Genomic DNA, 17,033 nt, shown 5'->3' with positions numbered 1-17,033 from the left:
AAGTATAAAAATAAAAAAACCTCTTAAAAAAGAGGCTTTAAATATTTTATTTATGTTCTTTTATTTAAAGAAGGAGTCTACAAATTCAATTTTATTAAACACCTGTAAATCATCAATTCCCTCTCCAACTCCAATATATTTAACTGGAATTTTAAACTGATCTGAAATTCCGATAACGACACCACCTTTTGCAGTACCGTCAAGTTTTGTAACGGCTAACGATGTTACTTCAGTTGCCAATGTAAACTGCTTTGCTTGTTCAAAAGCATTTTGACCAGTTGATCCGTCTAAAACCAACAATACATCATGCGGCGCATCTGTTACCACCTTTTGCATTACACGTTTAATTTTAGTCAACTCGTTCATTAAATTTACTTTATTGTGCAATCTTCCGGCAGTATCTATAATAACCACATCTGCATTTTGAGAAACGGCAGATTTTAAAGTATCGAAAGCCACAGAAGCTGGATCACTTCCCATTTCTTGACGAACAATTGGAATATCAACTCTATCTGCCCAAACTTGTAATTGATCTATTGCAGCAGCTCTAAAGGTATCTGCAGCACCTAAAACAACGCTTTTTCCAGCTTTTTTAAATTGCGAAGCTAGTTTACCTATTGTAGTAGTTTTTCCAACGCCATTAACACCTACAACCATAATTACATAAGGTTTTTTAGTTGATGGAATAGTAAAATCGATTTCGTTACCAACATTAGTTTCAGAAAGTAAACCTGCAATTTCTTCACGAAGAATTTTATTTAACTCATCAGTACCCAAATATTTATCTCGGGCCACTCTGGCTTCAATTCTATCAATTATTTTAAGCGTTGTTTCCACTCCAACATCTGAAGATACCAAAACTTCTTCTAGATTATCTAATACATCATCGTCAACTTTAGTTTTACCTGCAACTGCTTTTGATAGCTTCGAAAAAAAAGATGTTTTTGTTTTCTCTAAACCTTTGTCTAGAGTTTCTTTTTTCTCTTTTGAAAATATTCTTTTAAATAAACTCATTTTTCTACAAATTTAGGTTATAAATATAAAAAAAGAAAAGCTACCCTCAATAATTTGAAAGTAGCTTTATAATATTTTAAAAACAAAAAATTTATTTTTTGCTCAAAAAGTCTTTTACATTTGCTGGATCCATAATAGCTTCTACAAAAGTGTAAGCACCTGTTTTAGGTGATTTTACCATTTTTATAGCTTTGCTTAATCTTTTTGATCCTGTTTGTAATGATGCTACTGATTTCTTTGCCATGGTCTTATTAAGTTTTATTTGAAGTTTTTATTAAAAAACCTCTAATTATTTAATTTCTTTATGAACAGTCATTTTCTTCAAGATAGGATTGAATTTTTTAAGTTCCATTCTATCAGGAGTATTCTTTTTATTCTTAGTTGTAATATATCTAGAAGTACCTGCTTGTCCTGAAGCTTTGTGCTCAGTACATTCTAAAATCACCTGAATTCTGTTTCCTTTAGTCTTTGCCATTGCTTATTATTTTTTTAAAAAACCATTTTCTCTTGCTTCTTTAATAACCGCAGAGATTCCTTTTTTATTAATATTCTTTAAAGCAGATGTAGATACTTTTAAAGTAACCCATTTATCCTCTTCAGGAATATAAAAACGCTTTTTAATTAAATTAGCGTCAAATTTTCTTTTTGTTCTATTCAATGCGTGAGAAACATTGTTTCCAACCATTGCTTTTTTTCCAGTAAGTTCACAAACTCTTGACATATTTCTGTACCTTTTTTATGTATTCTCAAAACGAGATGCAAAATTAATTCTTTATATCTAAATACACAAACTTATTTAACTAGTTTTTTAAAATTTCTTTTCTCAGCAGTTCTAAAGCCTTGTTTGAAGCCTTTCCTATCACCTTTTCTCTCGGCTGTCCGAAAAAATATTCTTTTGAAAAAACACCTGTTGGTGTGGCTATTGCAATAAAAACCGTTCCTACTGTTTTATCTGTTAAATCGGCTGTAGGCCCAGCATTTCCGGTAGTTGCTATTGCATAATCCGATTTAAATTTTTGTTGAACACCAATTGCCATAGCTTCTGCTACTTCTGCGCTAACAACCGAAAAACGCTCAATTAAATTTTTATCTACATTTAATTCTGATATTTTAACTTTCGCTTGATATGCTACAACAGCAGCTAAAAAATAGCTCGATGCACCCGGAATTGCCGTTAACATTTTAGAAATTTCTCCTCCTGTACAACTTTCGGCAACCGCTAAGGTTTGTTTTTTAGCTTTTAATAATTTACCTACTGCAACTTCTATAGTTTGAGAATCTTCAACTCCTACAATTAAATCGGGGATTAATTTAAAAAGTTTTTCAAGTTCTAAACGCATGCTGGTTTCCAATAATGTTTTTTCAGCTCCTTTAGCTGTTAATCGCAACCTTAACTTTCCATAAGCTGGCAAATATGCTAATTTAATAAATTCTGGTAAATTATCTTCCCAGTCTTCAATACGCTCTGCAACCATACTCTCTCCCATTCCATAAGTTAATATGGTTTTATGTAAAATATAAGGTAATTTAAAAGTATGTCTTAATTTTGGCAATACTTCATCTTGCATTAAGCCTTTCATTTCATTGGGTACACCTGGCAATGAGATGATTACTGTATTGTTTTTATGAAACCACATTCCCGGCGCTGTTCCCCAATTATTTTTTAAAGGAATACATTTTGAAGGAACTAATGCTTGGTCTCTATTTACAGCTGTAAAAGGATAATCTATTTTAGCGAACATTTCTTTAATTTGCGCTACTATTTCTTCTTTTAACACTAATTTATCATTAAAATAAGTTGCCAAGGTTAATTTAGTAACATCATCTTTAGTAGGTCCTAAACCTCCTGTTAATATAACAATGTCCGAATTTTTCTCTGCTTCATTTAAAGCTTTTGAAATATGTTCTTTTGTATCTTGAATTGAAGTTATTTGATAAACTGATATACCAATTTTATTTAATTCTTCTGCAATCCACTTTGAATTTGAATCTAAAATTTGACCGATTAAAATTTCATCTCCAATAGTAATTATTTCTGCTTGCATTTTTATTAAAATATTTTGATAAAAGTACTAATTCTGACGCAACCTTTTTAAAAAAAACACATCTTTAATATAAAAAGAACGTATTAATTAATACCTATATAGAAAGCTATGATTGCACCAGATGAATTAAATGACAACGAACTTATAGAACAAATTGAAAATTGTACTTTGAGTCCTTCTTACTTTACACACGAAGTTCTTTTAAGAATGTCTTATATTTTAATTAAAAAATATGGTCTTGAGACTGCTATTATTAAGAACTGTAGATTAAAAGAAAACTATTATATTAATGCGTTAAAAAGTGATAAGTTTAATTATACACTAACTAGAGCTTATACTGAAATCTTATACTATTTTATGAGCAACTCTAAAAATAGCAGCTTTAATAAGTTATTAAGAAACTTTCCTAGACTACAGTATAACTTTAAAGATTTAGTTAGAACACATTATGGTTATGATATTATGAAAGAACACAGAAAAGAAGCTGAAGAATATAAAGGACCAATTTTATTCACCTTTTAATAACTGTATACCTTATTTAGCTATTCTATATTTTTAACCTAATAAACTATTTTATTTTTACTGAGAGTGCTTCTTTATTTGCAATAGTTCCAACTAAAACATCATTCTCTACAACTTTTCCAACACCAGCAGGTGTTCCGGTAAAGATAACATCTCCTTTCTTTAAGGTGAAAAATTGTGAAACATAAGCAATTAACTCATCTATTTTCCAAAGCATAGCATTGGTATTTCCTTCTTGTACTATTTTATTGTTTTTAGATAATGTAAATTCTAAGTTAGATAAATCTCCTAAATTTTCCTTTGGGAAAAAAGCACCAATAACAGCACTTCCATCAAAACCTTTACATTTTTCCCAAGGCAAACCTTTATCTTTTAATTTATTTTGTAAATCTCTTGCCGTAAAATCAATTCCCAAACCTATTTCATCGTAATATTTATGGGCAAATTTTTCTTCAATATATTTACCAACTTTATTTATTTTCACTAAAACCTCTACTTCATAATGCAAATCATTTGAAAAAGGTGGTATAAAAAAAGGTTGATTTTTTGCTAAAATAGCTGAATCTGGTTTTAAAAATATTACTGGATCTTCTGGTTTTTCACTTTGAAGTTCTTCAATATGCTTGGCGTAATTTCTTCCTATACAAATTATTTTCATACGTATAAATAATTGAATTATTGATTTATGTTTACGTTAATAACGAAGCACTAAATTATTGAAATAATTTATTTTAAAGATACTATTCTTTAAATTTTTGATTTGACTGATTTAAAAACTTTAAATATTATTTTTACGATCAATAAACTCCTTTAAAAAAAAAGTTAGTAATCCACTTATTATCGCAGCAATAACATCTTTAATATCAAAAGTACCATAAATATTTAAATACCCTAAAAACTCCCAAACAAATGCATAAATTATTGTTGCTAAAATTATTTGTCTATTTTTTTCTTTATTAGAATATGCTTTATAACTCCAAATAAAAAAACAAAATCCAATTACAGAAACTAAACTTCCTATAGTGTCTGCAAGTCCAAAATCATTGATTTTATTTTTATAAACATAGGGTCTATAAAACATTGTTAAAATAAATCCGATTGAAATAATTAGAACTGAAAGTATTAAATATAATTTTTCCTTTTTAGGTTTTAGTCGCTTCTTCATTAATTAATTTTCACTCATAAAGTTTTCTAACTGTTTTTTAGTGATTTTCTGAATTTTATGTTTCATAAAAGGAGTCCACCCGAGTAAAAAACCAACAGTACCAAGAGCTTGTTTAGACCATTTCCAAACATTAAAAGTATCTATATGTTCTATAATTTTACCATCTTTAAATTTAAAATTAGCACTAACTTTGTTTGTTACTTTGCGCTTGTTTTTTCCATAGACATAATTCGCCACCCAGTTAACACTTCCTTTATTTTCGCTTGTTTTAATGCCTGAAAAGCTAATTTTTGTAGTTGCAGATTTTTTAGACAACAACATTTCCCACATTTTAAAAGCTTCATCACCTTTCAATTTTCCAAACACGGGATCTTGAAATTGAATACCTTTATGATAGCATTCTGTCATTCCACTAGCATTACCATTAGAAAACGAAGTGTAAAATTTTTCTATTAATTCTTTATTATTCATAAATTTATTTTTTAAGCCCTTTATTTTCAGCTTTACATAAATGCAATAGCTATTAGTTTGTAAATTAATTTTACATAAAAAGCATAATTCTTAGTTAATTTTACTGAAATTATAGGTTATAGTATCATTATCAATTTTAAATGCAACCCATCTTTCTAAAGCTCCTCCATTTGTGTACTATCCATAATTTTTGGTTGCTTTTTCACCTTTTACACGTGTATACTCCAATACATAACTCCCATCGGTTTTATTATTTTTAATTGAAAGAAAACCGGAAACAGTTTTACCAACTCCTATTTTATCAAATTCAAATGCAGTAATATATTCTGAAGTTGTAAATTTCACATTATTAATGGGAGCTTTAAATTTGTTTGTTATTTTAAATTTAATTCCATTTCTTTTCCCAATAAAATGACAAGAATTTAATGTTAGAATTAAAATTAAGCAGATTATTTTTTTCATAGTGTATACAATATTATTTAACTAAATAAACAGCTCTTATATACAATATGTTCTAAAAGTGCCAATTAAATTAAGCTACTCGCCACAATAAGTTACAAAGTTTCTTGGGGTTTCGTAAAGCGTAATGGATAATTCTAGATTTTCATCAATTTTAGCACGTAATTTATTCCAAATTACAACAGAAATATTTTCAGCAGTTGGGTTTAATGTTTTAAACTCTGGAACTTCTTCATTTAAATTTTTATGATCAAATTGTTCTTCAATTTCAGTTTCAATTAATTTTTTTAGAACTTTCATATCCATAACAAACCCTGTTTCTGGATGTATTTCACCTTTTACAGCTACAATTAAATCATAATTATGTCCGTGATAATTTGGATTGGCACATTTTCCAAAAACCGTAGCATTTCTAGCATCTGTCCAATCTGCATTGTACAATCTATGCGCTGCATTAAAATGAGCTTTTCTATTAACTGTTACCTTCATTTATTTGTTTTATTATTAACTTTTTATAGGTTCTTTGGTTCATAAACCAAGAGATTAAACCATAACTTAAACCAGCAATTCCGGCACTTATTAGTTGTTTTAATATATTTTTAATTGTAAAAAAATCTAAAGGCAATTTGTCTGAAAAATAATCGCCAATATTTCTAAAAATAAGCATTAGAAGCATAAAAAAGCCTCCATAAACAGCAATATATTTCCATTTACCCATTTTTTGCTTATTTCTCCAGTTTTCAAGTACCTTTAAATCTTTGGCTGTCATAATTACAATTGTAAAAATTCGTAAAATTTTTCAAAAATAATTTTAAACCATTCTGTATAGATTTCAGGTTTTTGTGAAATATCTTCTTTTACCTCTTCTAAAGTCATCCATTTAAAAGCCGCTACTTCTTCCCTATTTATTACTGGATCTTCTGAATAAGTTCCAACCATAATATGGTCTAATTCATGTTCTGTTAAACCATTATCAAACGGAGCTTTATAAATAAATGATGTTTTTTCTTCTAATTCGCAAACAAAGCCCATTTCTTCTTGCAAACGTCTTTTTCCGGCTTCAATATTACGTTCTCCATCTCGTTGATGGCTACAACAAGTATTTGCCCATAATAATGGCGAATGGTATTTATCTGCTGCCCGTTGTTGCAACATTAATTGGTTTTTATCATTAAATACAAATACAGAAAATGCTCTATGTAAAAGTGCTTTTTCATGAGCCTCCATTTTAGGCATTAAACCAATTTGTTCATCCTTTTCGTTTACTAATATTACTTGCTCTTCCATCATACTTATTTGAATTGTCACAAATCTACAAAAAGATTATTCAAAACTAAAAGATTTAAAAGTTGAAAAAATCTTCTATTTTGAATTATTCAATACTTCAATCTTTCAATAAGAATAGCTTATATTTGCACCTCAAAATTTTATAAATGGCTTTTTTAGAAGAAATACAACGCAGAAGGACTTTTGGAATTATATCGCATCCAGATGCTGGTAAAACAACATTAACAGAGAAATTATTATTATTTGGTGGCGCTATACAAGAAGCTGGTGCTGTAAAAAATAATAAAATTAAAAAAGGAGCAACTTCCGATTTTATGGAAATTGAACGTCAGCGTGGAATTTCTGTAGCCACATCTGTATTGGCTTTTATCTACAAAGACAAAAAAATAAACATTTTAGATACACCTGGACATAAAGATTTTGCTGAAGATACATTTAGAACTTTAACCGCTGTAGATAGCGTAATTGTTGTAATTGATGTTGCAAAAGGTGTTGAAGAACAAACTGAAAAATTGGTAGAAGTATGTAGAATGCGTAATATACCAATGATAGTTTTTATAAATAAATTAGACCGTGAAGGTAAAGATGCGTTTGATTTGTTAGATGAAGTTGAGCAAAAATTAGGCTTAAAAGTTTGTCCGCTAAGTTTCCCAATTGGTATGGGATACGATTTTAAAGGTATTTATAATATATACGAAAAGAAAATAAATGTTTTTTCTGGAGATAATAAACAAACTGTTTCTGAAGGTGTTGAATTTACAGATATTAACAATCCAGAATTAGATTCTATTATTGGCGAAAAATGGGCCGAAAACCTACGTGAAGAATTAGAAATTGTAGACGAAGTATATCCAGATTTTGATAAAGAAGCTTATTTAAAAGGTCAATTACAACCGGTGTTTTTTGGTTCTGCATTAAATAATTTTGGAGTAAAAGAATTATTAGATTGTTTTATTGAAATTGCGCCATCTCCTCAACCAAAAAAATCTGAAGAACGTTTGGTTGATTCTAAAGAAGAAAAATTAGCTGGTTTTGTATTTAAAATCCATGCAAATATGGATCCTAACCACAGAAACCGATTGGCTTTTATAAAAATTGTATCTGGAACTTTTAAACGAAACGCTCCTTATTTGCACGTACGTTTAAATAAAAAAATGAAGTTCTCTAGTCCAAATGCATTTTTTGCAGAAAAGAAAGAAATTGTAAATGAATCTTTTCCTGGTGATATTGTTGGGATACAAGATACAGGAAACTTTAAAATTGGAGATACATTAACAGAAGGTGAAATACTAAACTTTAAAGGGATTCCAAGTTTTTCTCCTGAACATTTCCGTTATGTAAACAATGCCGATCCTTTAAAATCTAAACAACTTTACAAAGGTTTAGACCAATTAATGGATGAAGGTGTAGCGCAATTATTTACCTTAGATTTAAACGGAAGAAAAATAGTTGGCACCGTTGGTGCACTACAATACGAAGTGATCCAATACCGTTTAGAACACGAATATGGTGCTAAATGTAGTTACGAAAATCTTCCTGTACATAAAGCTTGTTGGGTAAGTCCTGAAAACCCTAAAAATGAAGAATTTAAAGAGTTTAAGAGAGTAAAACAACGCTTTTTGGCTAAAGATAAACAAGGACAATTGGTATTTTTAGCAGATTCTGCATTTACAATTCAAATGACGCAAAGCAAATATCCAACAGTTAAACTACACTTTACCAGTGAGTTTTAAGTTTAGTTAAAAAGTTAGAAAGAATTCATGTTGAATAATTGAAAGGGTTAAAAATGTAATTTCATTCCTTCATGAGAAGCTTTAAACCCTAAACTTTCATAAAACTTTATAGCTTTTGGTCTTTTCTTATCGCTTGTTAGCTGAAGTAAAAATGCTTTTTTTTCTTTTGAACGAGCAATAGCCCATTTAAAAATTTGTTTGCCAATACCTAAGCCTCTTTTATCTTTTCTAACTTGAACAACTTCTATTTGCGCTCTTAAGCCGCCGCAATAATTTAGGTATTGAATAAATGACAATTGAAATGTTGCAACAATTTCAGAATTTTCATCTTCAACAACCATAAGCTCTTGATTTTTATCTGCATCAATTACCTTAAAAGCCTCAAAATACGATTCTGCTAAAGGATTTGTAAAATGCTCTCTTTTTACACCAAGTTTATCATCTGCAATTATTTCAACAATTTTAGAAACATCTTTTACAGTTGCTTTTCTAAACACCATTCTTATTAAAATTAAAAATTATTATTCAAACTTAATAGATTTTACAGGATCTATTTTAGTTATTAATAAGGTAGGTACAATTAGCATTAATAAACACAATAAAAGCGTACAAATATTAAGTAAAATTATATACCCTACATCTAAATAAACTGGAGCTTCACTAACATAATATGTTTCTGAATTTAAAGTGATAAATCCAAAATATTTTTGAGCTAATAAAATACTTAAACCTATTAAATTACCCCAAAAAAGTCCCTTTAAAATTAAATAACCTGCATTGTATAAAAACACCTTTCTAATACCTACATTGGTGCTTCCTAAGGCTTTTAAAATACCAATCATTTGTGTTCTTTCTAAAATTAAAACCAGCAAAGCAGTAATCATATTTATACCTGCAACCAAAACCATAATTATAATTATAAGGTATATATTATTGTCAAACAGACTTATCCACTCAAATATTCCTGGGTATTTTTCAATAATACTTTGGCTATTTAATGTTGATGCTGTTTCTTTATAAATTTGGTTGCTTTTTAAGTTTATTTCATCAAAATTAGCAATTAACACTTCAAAACCGCCTACTTCATCTGCAGCCCATCTATTCATTTTTTGAATATGACGAATATCTCCAATAACAAAATTTTCATCAAAATCTTGAAATCCAGAATTGTAAATTCCAACAGCTTTTACAACTCTTAACCAAGGTGCTTTTGAAGGATCATCTTTAACAAATAAAACATTAAATGTATCTCCTAAGTTTATATGCAGTCTGTTAGAAATTTCTTTAGAAATTAACACATCATTTGTTACATTATTTGTAAAATCAGGTATAATTCCTTCAACCAAATATTCTTCAAAAAAGGTCCAATCGTAATCCTTATCAACTCCTTTTAAAATAATCCCTTCAAAATCTGTTTCTGTTCTTATAATCCCTCCTTTTGTAGCATAAGGCTGTACTTTTTTAATATTTCCAACATTTTTAAATTCTGGATAAAAATCTTGATTTTTAGAAATAGGGACTAATGTTATTTCAGAGTTATTATTATCAAAATTAGTAATTTGAATATGTCCATTAAATCCAGATAATTTTTCTCGTATTTTTTCTTGTAATCCAAAACCTGTTGCAATGGCAATCATCATAACAATAATTCCAACAGCAATTGCACTAATTGCTATTTTTATTATTGGAGATGAAATGCTACTTTTGTATTGCTTAGCAGCAATAATACGTTTTGCTATAAATAATTCGTAATTCAATTTTATATTTTATTTCTATGTCGACCAAAAATACATATTTCTTATTAGTTTTTTTGCAGTTTTTTAGTTTGATTTCCTGTGGACAAACAAATACCGCTAATAACAAATCAAATACAGCAAAAACTACTGAAATTTCTTCAAAAGAAATAGTAACTGGGGCGCAACAAACACAGCTTTATTTACCTATTTTAAAACAAAAAAACATTGCTATTGTTGCCAACCAAACTTCGGTATTATTAAAAAACAATAATTATACACATTTAGTCGACAGTTTATTTCAGCTAAATATAGCTATTAAAAAAGTATTTTCTCCTGAACACGGTTTTAGAGGAAAAGCCGATGCTGCTGAACTTGTTGATGATGGCGTAGATAAAAAAACAGGAATTCCAATTATTTCATTATACGGAAAAAATAAAAAACCTACCGCAGAACAATTAAAAGATATTGATTTGGTTGTTTTCGACATTCAAGATGTTGGTGTACGTTTTTACACCTATATTTCTACCTTACATTATATTATGGAAGCTTGTGCAGAAAATAATATTCCTATAATGGTTTTAGACAGACCAAACCCTAATGCGCATTATGTAGATGGACCAACATTAAAGATGGAACATAAAAGTTTTGTTGGTATGCACCCTGTTCCGCTGGTTTATGGAATGACAATTGGCGAATATGCTAAAATGATAAATGGTGAAAATTGGCTAAAAAACAATGTTAAATGCGATTTAACAGTGATTCCTTTAAAAAATTACACACACCAAATTCCATATCATTTACCAATTCGCCCTTCACCAAATTTACCAAACGATCAATCCATAAATTTATATCCTAGCTTAGGTTTTTTTGAAGGAACAATAATAAATGCAGGACGTGGAACTGAAAATCAATTTCAACAATATGGCGCACCATTTTTTCCTAAAAGTGATTTTAGCTATACTCCTCAACCTAACTTTGGGTCAAAATCACCAAAACATAAAGGTAAATTATGCTACGGTGTAAATTTAAAAGATCTAGAGAAATTAAATTCTGTAAATATTGAATATTTGGTTGATGCTTATAACAAAACGCCTAAAACTGAAAAATTCTTTGGAGCAACTTTTACGGTACACGCAGGAAATTTAGAACTAGAACAACAATTAAAAAATGGATTAACTGCTGAAGAAATTCACGCTTCTTGGCAACCAGCAATTGAAGATTTTAAAAAAATAAGAGCAAAGTATTTAATCTATAAATAAAGTTTTATATTCTTTTCTCTTTATAATTGTGACTTAAAATGGCTTCAAAACAGTTCAGCCATCAAAAATAACTAAGTTTAAATTATAAAATTTAAGACAAAAAAAGAGACTGTCTAAAAAGACATCGCCTTTCTGAATTTAATTCAGGTTGACGAAATACTACTTTCTAGACAGTCTCTAGTAAACTATTAAACGCTCTACTTTTAAACGTTCAACACTAGTTGTAGTTTACTTATACATTTTCTCTCTAAGTGCCTTAACTTTAGGATCTTCTAAATATTCATCAAAAGAAGTAAACCTATCTATAACACCTTTTGGCGTAATTTCTATAACTCTGTTTGCTACTGTTTGCGCAAATTCGTGGTCATGTGTTGTAAAAATAACAGTTCCTTTAAAATTACTTAAAGAGTTATTAAATGCTTGAATTGTCTCTAAATCTAAGTGATTTGTAGGTTCATCTAACATTAAAACATTAGCTCTCATCATCATCATTCTACTCATCATACATCTCACTTTTTCACCTCCAGAAAGCACATTACATTGTTTTAGTGCTTCTTCACCACTAAAAATCATTTTACCTAAAAATCCTCTTAAATAAACTTCTTCGCGCTCTTCTTCAGTTTTAGCATATTGACGTAACCAATCTACTAGGTTTAAATTAGCATCAGTAAAAAATTCTGAATTATCTAATGGTAAATATGATTGTGATGTAGTAACTCCCCATTGAAATTTACCAGAATCTGCTTTAGTATTTCCATTTAAAATTTCATAAAAAGCAGTTACAGCTCTAGAATTTTTTGAAATTAATGCTACTTTATCACCTCTATTTAAATTAAAATGAATATCATTAAATAAAACTTCCTCTTCGGTAGCTTTAGATAAATGCTCTACATTTAATATTTGATCTCCAGCTTCTCTTTCGCGTTCAAAAATAATTGCAGGATACCTTCTACTCGATGGTTTAATTTCGTCTACATTTAAACGTTCAATCATTTTTTTACGACTTGTTGCTTGTTTAGATTTAGCAACATTGGCAGAAAAACGACGTATAAATTCTTCTAATTCTTTCTTTTTATCTTCAGCTTTTTTACTTTGTTGCGCTCTTTGTTTTGCAGCTAACTGGCTACTTTCGTACCAGAAAGAATAGTTACCAGAATAATGTGTAATTTTTCCAAAATCTATATCTGAAATATGAGTACAAACTGCATCTAAAAAGTGACGGTCATGCGATACTACAATAACAGTATTGTCGTAATTTGCTAAAAAGTTTTCTAACCAACCAATAGTTTCAAAATCTAAATCGTTTGTTGGCTCATCCATTATTAACACATCTGGATTTCCAAATAAAGCTTGTGCCAATAGCACTCTTACTTTAGATTTACCATCTAATTCAGCCATTAAAGTATAATGCATTTCTTCTTTAATTCCTAAAGAAGACAATAAGGTTGCAGCTTCACTTTCTGCGTTCCAACCTCCCATTTCTTCAAATTCTGCTCCTAGTTCACCAGCTTTTACACCATCAGCTTCAGAAAAATCTTCTTTAGCATATATGGCATCCATTTCATTTTTAATATCATATAGTTTTTTGTTTCCCATCATCACTGTATCTAAAACAGGAAATTCATCAAAAACATAGTGATCTTGAGATAAAACCGACATACGTTTTCCAGGTTCTAAGTGAACTTGACCTGAAGTTGGTTCTATTTTATTTGAAATAATTTTTAGAAATGTTGATTTACCAGACCCATTTGCGCCAATTATTCCATAACAATTACCAATTGTAAATTTTGTATTTACATCGTCAAACAAAACACGTTTTCCAAATTGAACAGATAAATTTGATACTGAAAGCATTGTAATTTTTATTTTTTAAAATTCGCTGCAAAAGTACTAAAATAGATTTACTATAAACATTTAATTCTAAGTAATCTTTTTAGATTGTTTTATGTTTAGATTTAACACCTTATTAACAAGCAATACCTAAAGTTGTATGTATTTTTGTAGAGAATTCATATAATTATGAAATATTTAATAAGCTCTATATTAACCCTTTTTCTTTTTAGTTGTAACTCAACTAAAAGAAATAATTCGTTAACCTATTTTGGAGGTCAAGTAGTAAATCCTAGAACAAATTTTGTTCTATTATTAAAAAATGACAAAGTAATAGACACGCTACCTCTTAAACCAGACAATAGGTTTATTGCCGAATATAAAAATTTTGAAGAAGGTTTATATACATTTAAACATGCAAACGAATTTCAATATGTATACATAGAGCCTAGTGATAGTATTTTAGTACGCCTAAATACTTGGGATTTTGATGAATCTATCGTTTATTCAGGTAGAGGAAGCAGTAAAAATGAGTTTTTAATTAATTTATTTTTACAAAATGAAAAAGAAGAAGCCAAAATGTTTCGATATTTTTATTTAAATGAAGCTGATTTTCAATTTAAAATAGATTCGCTTGCTAAAAAAAGACAAGCCATTTATAATGAATTCTCTAAAAACAGAGAAAACATTACTACGGGTTTTCAAAAATTAACAAATACGGCTATACATTACCCTCTTTATAGATTAAAGGAACTATACCCTTTGTATTATAAAAGAGCACATAGATTAAAAAATTTCCCAGATATTTCATCTGATTTTTACAATTACAGAAAACAAGTAAATTTAAACGAAGCTAATTTTTTATCTTTTTACCCTTATAGAAACTATGTAATTAACTACTTATTTAATTTAAGTTACCAACAAAAAGAAAAAGATAGTACTAAATCAGACATTACTATAAACTTATTAAATGCAATAGTAGAAAATGTAAAACTTGAAGATTTTAAAAATGCACTATTAAAAAGTATTGTAATAGAAGATTTTTTAAAGAGTGAATCTACCTGCTCTATTAATAAAGAAACTTTAAATATATTTTTAGATAACTGTACAGATGAAACTTACCTTACACAAGTAAAAAATTTAGTAAACGACAGCAAATATGTTTTAAATGAAGAGCCTTTACAAGATTTTGAAATTGAATCTTATAACAATTCTATCTTAAATATTAAAAAGGTTATAAAAAACAATAATACTGTTATTTATTTTTGGTCGGCAGAGCATATGTCTTTAGAATATTTAACCAAAAGAATTAATTATTTAGTAAAAAAACACCCTAAAATACTGTTTGTTGGTATAAATATGCAGCCAAACTCGAGAGCATTTACCTCAGACCCAGATTTAAATTTATTAGACCTTAATAACCAATTTAAACTTACTAAGAATAGTTATGCACACAACTATCTTACAAGTAGTTACCCAAGAACAATTATGGTAAATAACAAAGGAATAGTAACCAATGGATTTACCTATTTAGATAGCCAAAAGTTTAATTCTGAATTAAATAAATTAGAAAAAAATTAATTTTTAATGCTTCGCATCGATTTTAAGTGTACCTTTGCACGTTTTTAACCGGTTTATAGATGGGCGTCTGTAAATCAATAATATATACAGAATGTCGACATTTAAAGAATTAGGTCTTAATAAAGATATTATTAAGGCTCTTACCGATTTGGGATATGAAAATCCTACAGAAATCCAATCAAAAGCAATTCCACAAGTACTAGCATCAACAGATGATTTAAAAGCTTTTGCACAAACAGGTACAGGAAAAACAGCAGCGTTTAGCTTACCAATTTTAGAACAAATTGATTTAGGAAGCAAAAACACACAAGCTATAATTTTATCGCCAACACGAGAGTTAGCGCTTCAAATTGCAAATAATATTGAAGAATTTTCAAAATACTCTAAAGGGTGTAATGTAGCAGCAGTTTATGGTGGTGCTAATATTGAAGAACAAATTAGAAAACTAAAAAAAGGTGCTCAAATTGTAGTAGGCACTCCTGGTAGAACAGTTGATCTTATTAATAGAAGACAATTGAAACTAGACAATTTAAGATGGTTAGTTTTAGATGAAGCTGATGAAATGCTTAATATGGGTTTCAAAGATGAACTAGATAAAATTCTTGCTGTTACTCCAGAAGAAAAACAAACTTTATTATTTTCTGCAACATTTCCAAGAGAAGTAGAAAGCATTGCTAAAAAATACTTACACAAACCAGTTGAGATTACTTCTGGTGAAAAAAATAAAGGATCAGATCAAGTTTCTCATCAATATTATGTTGTTTCAGAAAGAAATAGATATGCTGCATTAAAAAGAATAGCAGACGTAAATCCTGATATTTATAGCATTATTTTTTGTAGAACTCGTAGAGAAACTCAAGAAATTGCAGATAAATTAATTAAAGATGGTTACAACGCAGATTCACTTCACGGAGATTTATCTCAAGCACAACGCGATAGCGTTATGGAAAAATTCCGCAAAAAACATTTACAACTTTTAGTAGCTACAGATGTTGCTGCTAGAGGGTTAGATGTTAATGATTTAACACATGTAATTAACCACAAATTACCAGATCAAATAGAATCTTACACACACCGTAGTGGTAGAACTGGACGTGCAGGTAAAGAAGGAATTTCTATTGCAATTGTTACAGGTAGAGAAAAAGGAAAATTACGTCCAATTGAAAGAATTATTGGAAAAAAATTTATAAGCACTCCCGTTCCTACTGGAAAAGAAATTTGCCAAAATCAATTATTTAAATTAATTGATAAAGTTCACGACATTAAAGTTAATGAAACTGAAATTAACGATTTCTTACCTTCTATTTATGAAAAATTAGAAGATTTAAGTCGTGAAGAATTAATTAAACGATTTGTTTCTTTAGAATTTAATACTTTTCTTTCTTATTATGAAAATGCTCCTGACTTAAATGACAGTGATCAAATGAGAGGTAACGATAGAGATAGCAGAGGAAAAAGAAGAGATGATGAAAATATGACTCGTTTCTTTATAAATATTGGAAGAAAAGACAGATTAAACCCTGCAAAACTTATCGGTTTAATTAACGATCAACAAATTGCAAAAAACATAGAAATTGGTCAAATTGAAATCTTAGACACCTTCTCATTTTTTGAATTAGATAAAAATTATAAAGATGAAACCATTGCTTCTTTCCAAGAAAACGATGTTAATTTTGAAGGCAGAGGCGTAAATGTTGAAATTACAGAAAAAAAACGATCTGGCAGAGGCGGTAGCGGAAGTGGCCGAAGAAGAAGAGATGGTGGTAAAAATGAAAACAGCCGAAGCGGTGGCGGAAGAAGACGTAGTAAAGACCGTAAAGAAGGTGGAAACACTAGCGGTTTTGGCAGAAAACGCGATAATTCTAACGGCTCTTCAAGAAGAAGAAAAGGATAAAAAATATATTTTATAAAAAAAGCGGCTTTTAAGCCGC

Annotated in this window: 20 protein-coding genes; 5 read left to right on the top strand and 15 right to left on the bottom strand. The window is 29.1% G+C overall.

The annotated features are described in order from the left end of the window. Nucleotides 1-60 precede the first annotated feature (60 nt). From ftsY to MKD41_RS02290, 5 genes are all read right to left on the bottom strand, one after another. A complete protein-coding gene (gene ftsY, locus MKD41_RS02310) occupies nucleotides 61-1,014 on the bottom strand; it encodes a signal recognition particle-docking protein FtsY (RefSeq protein ID WP_240243838.1) in 954 nt (317 codons plus the stop codon). Nucleotides 1,015-1,105: 91 nt separating this feature from the next. Beyond that, nucleotides 1,106-1,258, bottom strand: a complete 153-nt coding sequence (locus tag MKD41_RS02305) for a DUF4295 domain-containing protein (RefSeq protein WP_240227183.1) — start codon at nucleotides 1,256-1,258, stop codon at nucleotides 1,106-1,108. 45 nt (nucleotides 1,259-1,303) lie between these two features. Further along, on the bottom strand, nucleotides 1,304-1,489 hold the full coding sequence (gene rpmG, locus MKD41_RS02300; RefSeq protein WP_240243837.1) for a 50S ribosomal protein L33: 186 nt from the start codon (nucleotides 1,487-1,489) through the stop codon (nucleotides 1,304-1,306). A gap of 6 nt (nucleotides 1,490-1,495) precedes the next feature. Continuing rightward, nucleotides 1,496-1,735, bottom strand: coding sequence for a 50S ribosomal protein L28 (gene rpmB / locus MKD41_RS02295; protein WP_240243836.1), 240 nt, complete (start codon nucleotides 1,733-1,735; stop codon nucleotides 1,496-1,498). A 79-nt stretch (nucleotides 1,736-1,814) separates the two neighbouring features. After that, complete coding sequence (locus MKD41_RS02290) at nucleotides 1,815-3,059, bottom strand: competence/damage-inducible protein A (protein ID WP_240243835.1); 1,245 nt, start codon at nucleotides 3,057-3,059, stop codon at nucleotides 1,815-1,817. A gap of 108 nt (nucleotides 3,060-3,167) precedes the next feature. On the opposite strand from MKD41_RS02290, the gene MKD41_RS02285 reads away from it, so the two are divergent. Further along, nucleotides 3,168-3,581, top strand: a complete 414-nt coding sequence (locus MKD41_RS02285; RefSeq protein WP_240243834.1) for a hypothetical protein — start codon at nucleotides 3,168-3,170, stop codon at nucleotides 3,579-3,581. Between the two features lie 46 nt (nucleotides 3,582-3,627). On the opposite strand, the gene MKD41_RS02280 is transcribed toward MKD41_RS02285, so the two are convergent. The 7 genes from MKD41_RS02280 to idi all read right to left on the bottom strand — a co-directional run bounded on the left by MKD41_RS02280 (nucleotide 3,628) and on the right by idi (nucleotide 6,966). Next, entirely contained in the window at nucleotides 3,628-4,239 is a 612-nt protein-coding gene (locus MKD41_RS02280) for a fumarylacetoacetate hydrolase family protein (protein ID WP_240243833.1), read from the bottom strand. 120 nt (nucleotides 4,240-4,359) lie between these two features. Beyond that, nucleotides 4,360-4,746, bottom strand: a complete 387-nt coding sequence (locus MKD41_RS02275; RefSeq protein WP_240243832.1) for a hypothetical protein — start codon at nucleotides 4,744-4,746, stop codon at nucleotides 4,360-4,362. Nucleotides 4,747-4,749: 3 nt separating this feature from the next. After that, nucleotides 4,750-5,217, bottom strand: coding sequence for a nuclear transport factor 2 family protein (locus MKD41_RS02270; RefSeq protein WP_240243831.1), 468 nt, complete (start codon nucleotides 5,215-5,217; stop codon nucleotides 4,750-4,752). A 177-nt stretch (nucleotides 5,218-5,394) separates the two neighbouring features. Continuing rightward, on the bottom strand, nucleotides 5,395-5,679 hold the full coding sequence (locus MKD41_RS02265; protein ID WP_240243830.1) for a hypothetical protein: 285 nt from the start codon (nucleotides 5,677-5,679) through the stop codon (nucleotides 5,395-5,397). 75 nt (nucleotides 5,680-5,754) lie between these two features. Continuing rightward, entirely contained in the window at nucleotides 5,755-6,165 is a 411-nt protein-coding gene (locus tag MKD41_RS02260; protein ID WP_240243829.1) for a 6-pyruvoyl trahydropterin synthase family protein, read from the bottom strand. Further along, nucleotides 6,149-6,445, bottom strand: coding sequence for a hypothetical protein (locus tag MKD41_RS02255; protein ID WP_240243828.1), 297 nt, complete (start codon nucleotides 6,443-6,445; stop codon nucleotides 6,149-6,151). Before MKD41_RS02255 ends, MKD41_RS02260 begins: the two co-directional genes overlap by 17 nt. Nucleotides 6,446-6,447: 2 nt before the next feature. After that, nucleotides 6,448-6,966: an isopentenyl-diphosphate Delta-isomerase gene (idi, locus tag MKD41_RS02250; RefSeq protein WP_240244991.1), complete on the bottom strand. Its 519-nt coding sequence runs from the start codon at nucleotides 6,964-6,966 to the stop codon at nucleotides 6,448-6,450. Nucleotides 6,967-7,109: 143 nt separating this feature from the next. Here idi and MKD41_RS02245 point away from each other — a divergent pair, with 143 nt between their 5' ends. After that, on the top strand, nucleotides 7,110-8,696 hold the full coding sequence (locus tag MKD41_RS02245; protein WP_240243827.1) for a peptide chain release factor 3: 1,587 nt from the start codon (nucleotides 7,110-7,112) through the stop codon (nucleotides 8,694-8,696). 47 nt (nucleotides 8,697-8,743) lie between these two features. On the opposite strand, the gene MKD41_RS02240 is transcribed toward MKD41_RS02245, so the two are convergent. Beyond that, nucleotides 8,744-9,196: a GNAT family N-acetyltransferase gene (locus MKD41_RS02240; RefSeq protein ID WP_240243826.1), complete on the bottom strand. Its 453-nt coding sequence runs from the start codon at nucleotides 9,194-9,196 to the stop codon at nucleotides 8,744-8,746. Nucleotides 9,197-9,217: 21 nt separating this feature from the next. Next, complete coding sequence (locus tag MKD41_RS02235) at nucleotides 9,218-10,453, bottom strand: ABC transporter permease (protein WP_240243825.1); 1,236 nt, start codon at nucleotides 10,451-10,453, stop codon at nucleotides 9,218-9,220. 17 nt (nucleotides 10,454-10,470) lie between these two features. Here MKD41_RS02235 and MKD41_RS02230 point away from each other — a divergent pair, with 17 nt between their 5' ends. Continuing rightward, nucleotides 10,471-11,691, top strand: coding sequence for an exo-beta-N-acetylmuramidase NamZ family protein (locus MKD41_RS02230; protein ID WP_240243824.1), 1,221 nt, complete (start codon nucleotides 10,471-10,473; stop codon nucleotides 11,689-11,691). Between the two features lie 228 nt (nucleotides 11,692-11,919). Here MKD41_RS02230 and MKD41_RS02225 read toward each other — a convergent pair whose 3' ends face one another. Next, the gene (locus tag MKD41_RS02225) at nucleotides 11,920-13,545 is read right to left on the bottom strand and encodes an ABC-F family ATP-binding cassette domain-containing protein (RefSeq protein ID WP_240243823.1); all 1,626 of its coding nucleotides are present in this window, start codon (nucleotides 13,543-13,545) and stop codon (nucleotides 11,920-11,922) included. A gap of 165 nt (nucleotides 13,546-13,710) precedes the next feature. Here MKD41_RS02225 and MKD41_RS02220 point away from each other — a divergent pair, with 165 nt between their 5' ends. Both MKD41_RS02220 and MKD41_RS02215 read left to right on the top strand, forming a co-directional pair. Continuing rightward, nucleotides 13,711-15,102 carry a TlpA family protein disulfide reductase gene (locus MKD41_RS02220; protein WP_240243822.1) on the top strand — a complete coding sequence of 464 codons (1,392 nt, stop codon included), beginning with the start codon at nucleotides 13,711-13,713 and terminating at the stop codon, nucleotides 15,100-15,102. A 91-nt stretch (nucleotides 15,103-15,193) separates the two neighbouring features. Then, nucleotides 15,194-16,996 (top strand): DEAD/DEAH box helicase, encoded by a 1,803-nt coding sequence (locus tag MKD41_RS02215; RefSeq protein ID WP_240243821.1) that lies wholly within the window; start codon nucleotides 15,194-15,196, stop codon nucleotides 16,994-16,996. Nucleotides 16,997-17,033: the final 37 nt, after the last annotated feature.

It is taken from the genome of Lutibacter sp. A64 (assembly GCF_022429565.1).
Taxonomy (GTDB): Bacteria; Bacteroidota; Bacteroidia; order Flavobacteriales; family Flavobacteriaceae; genus Lutibacter.
This window is presented reverse-complemented; position numbering and strand designations above follow the sequence as displayed.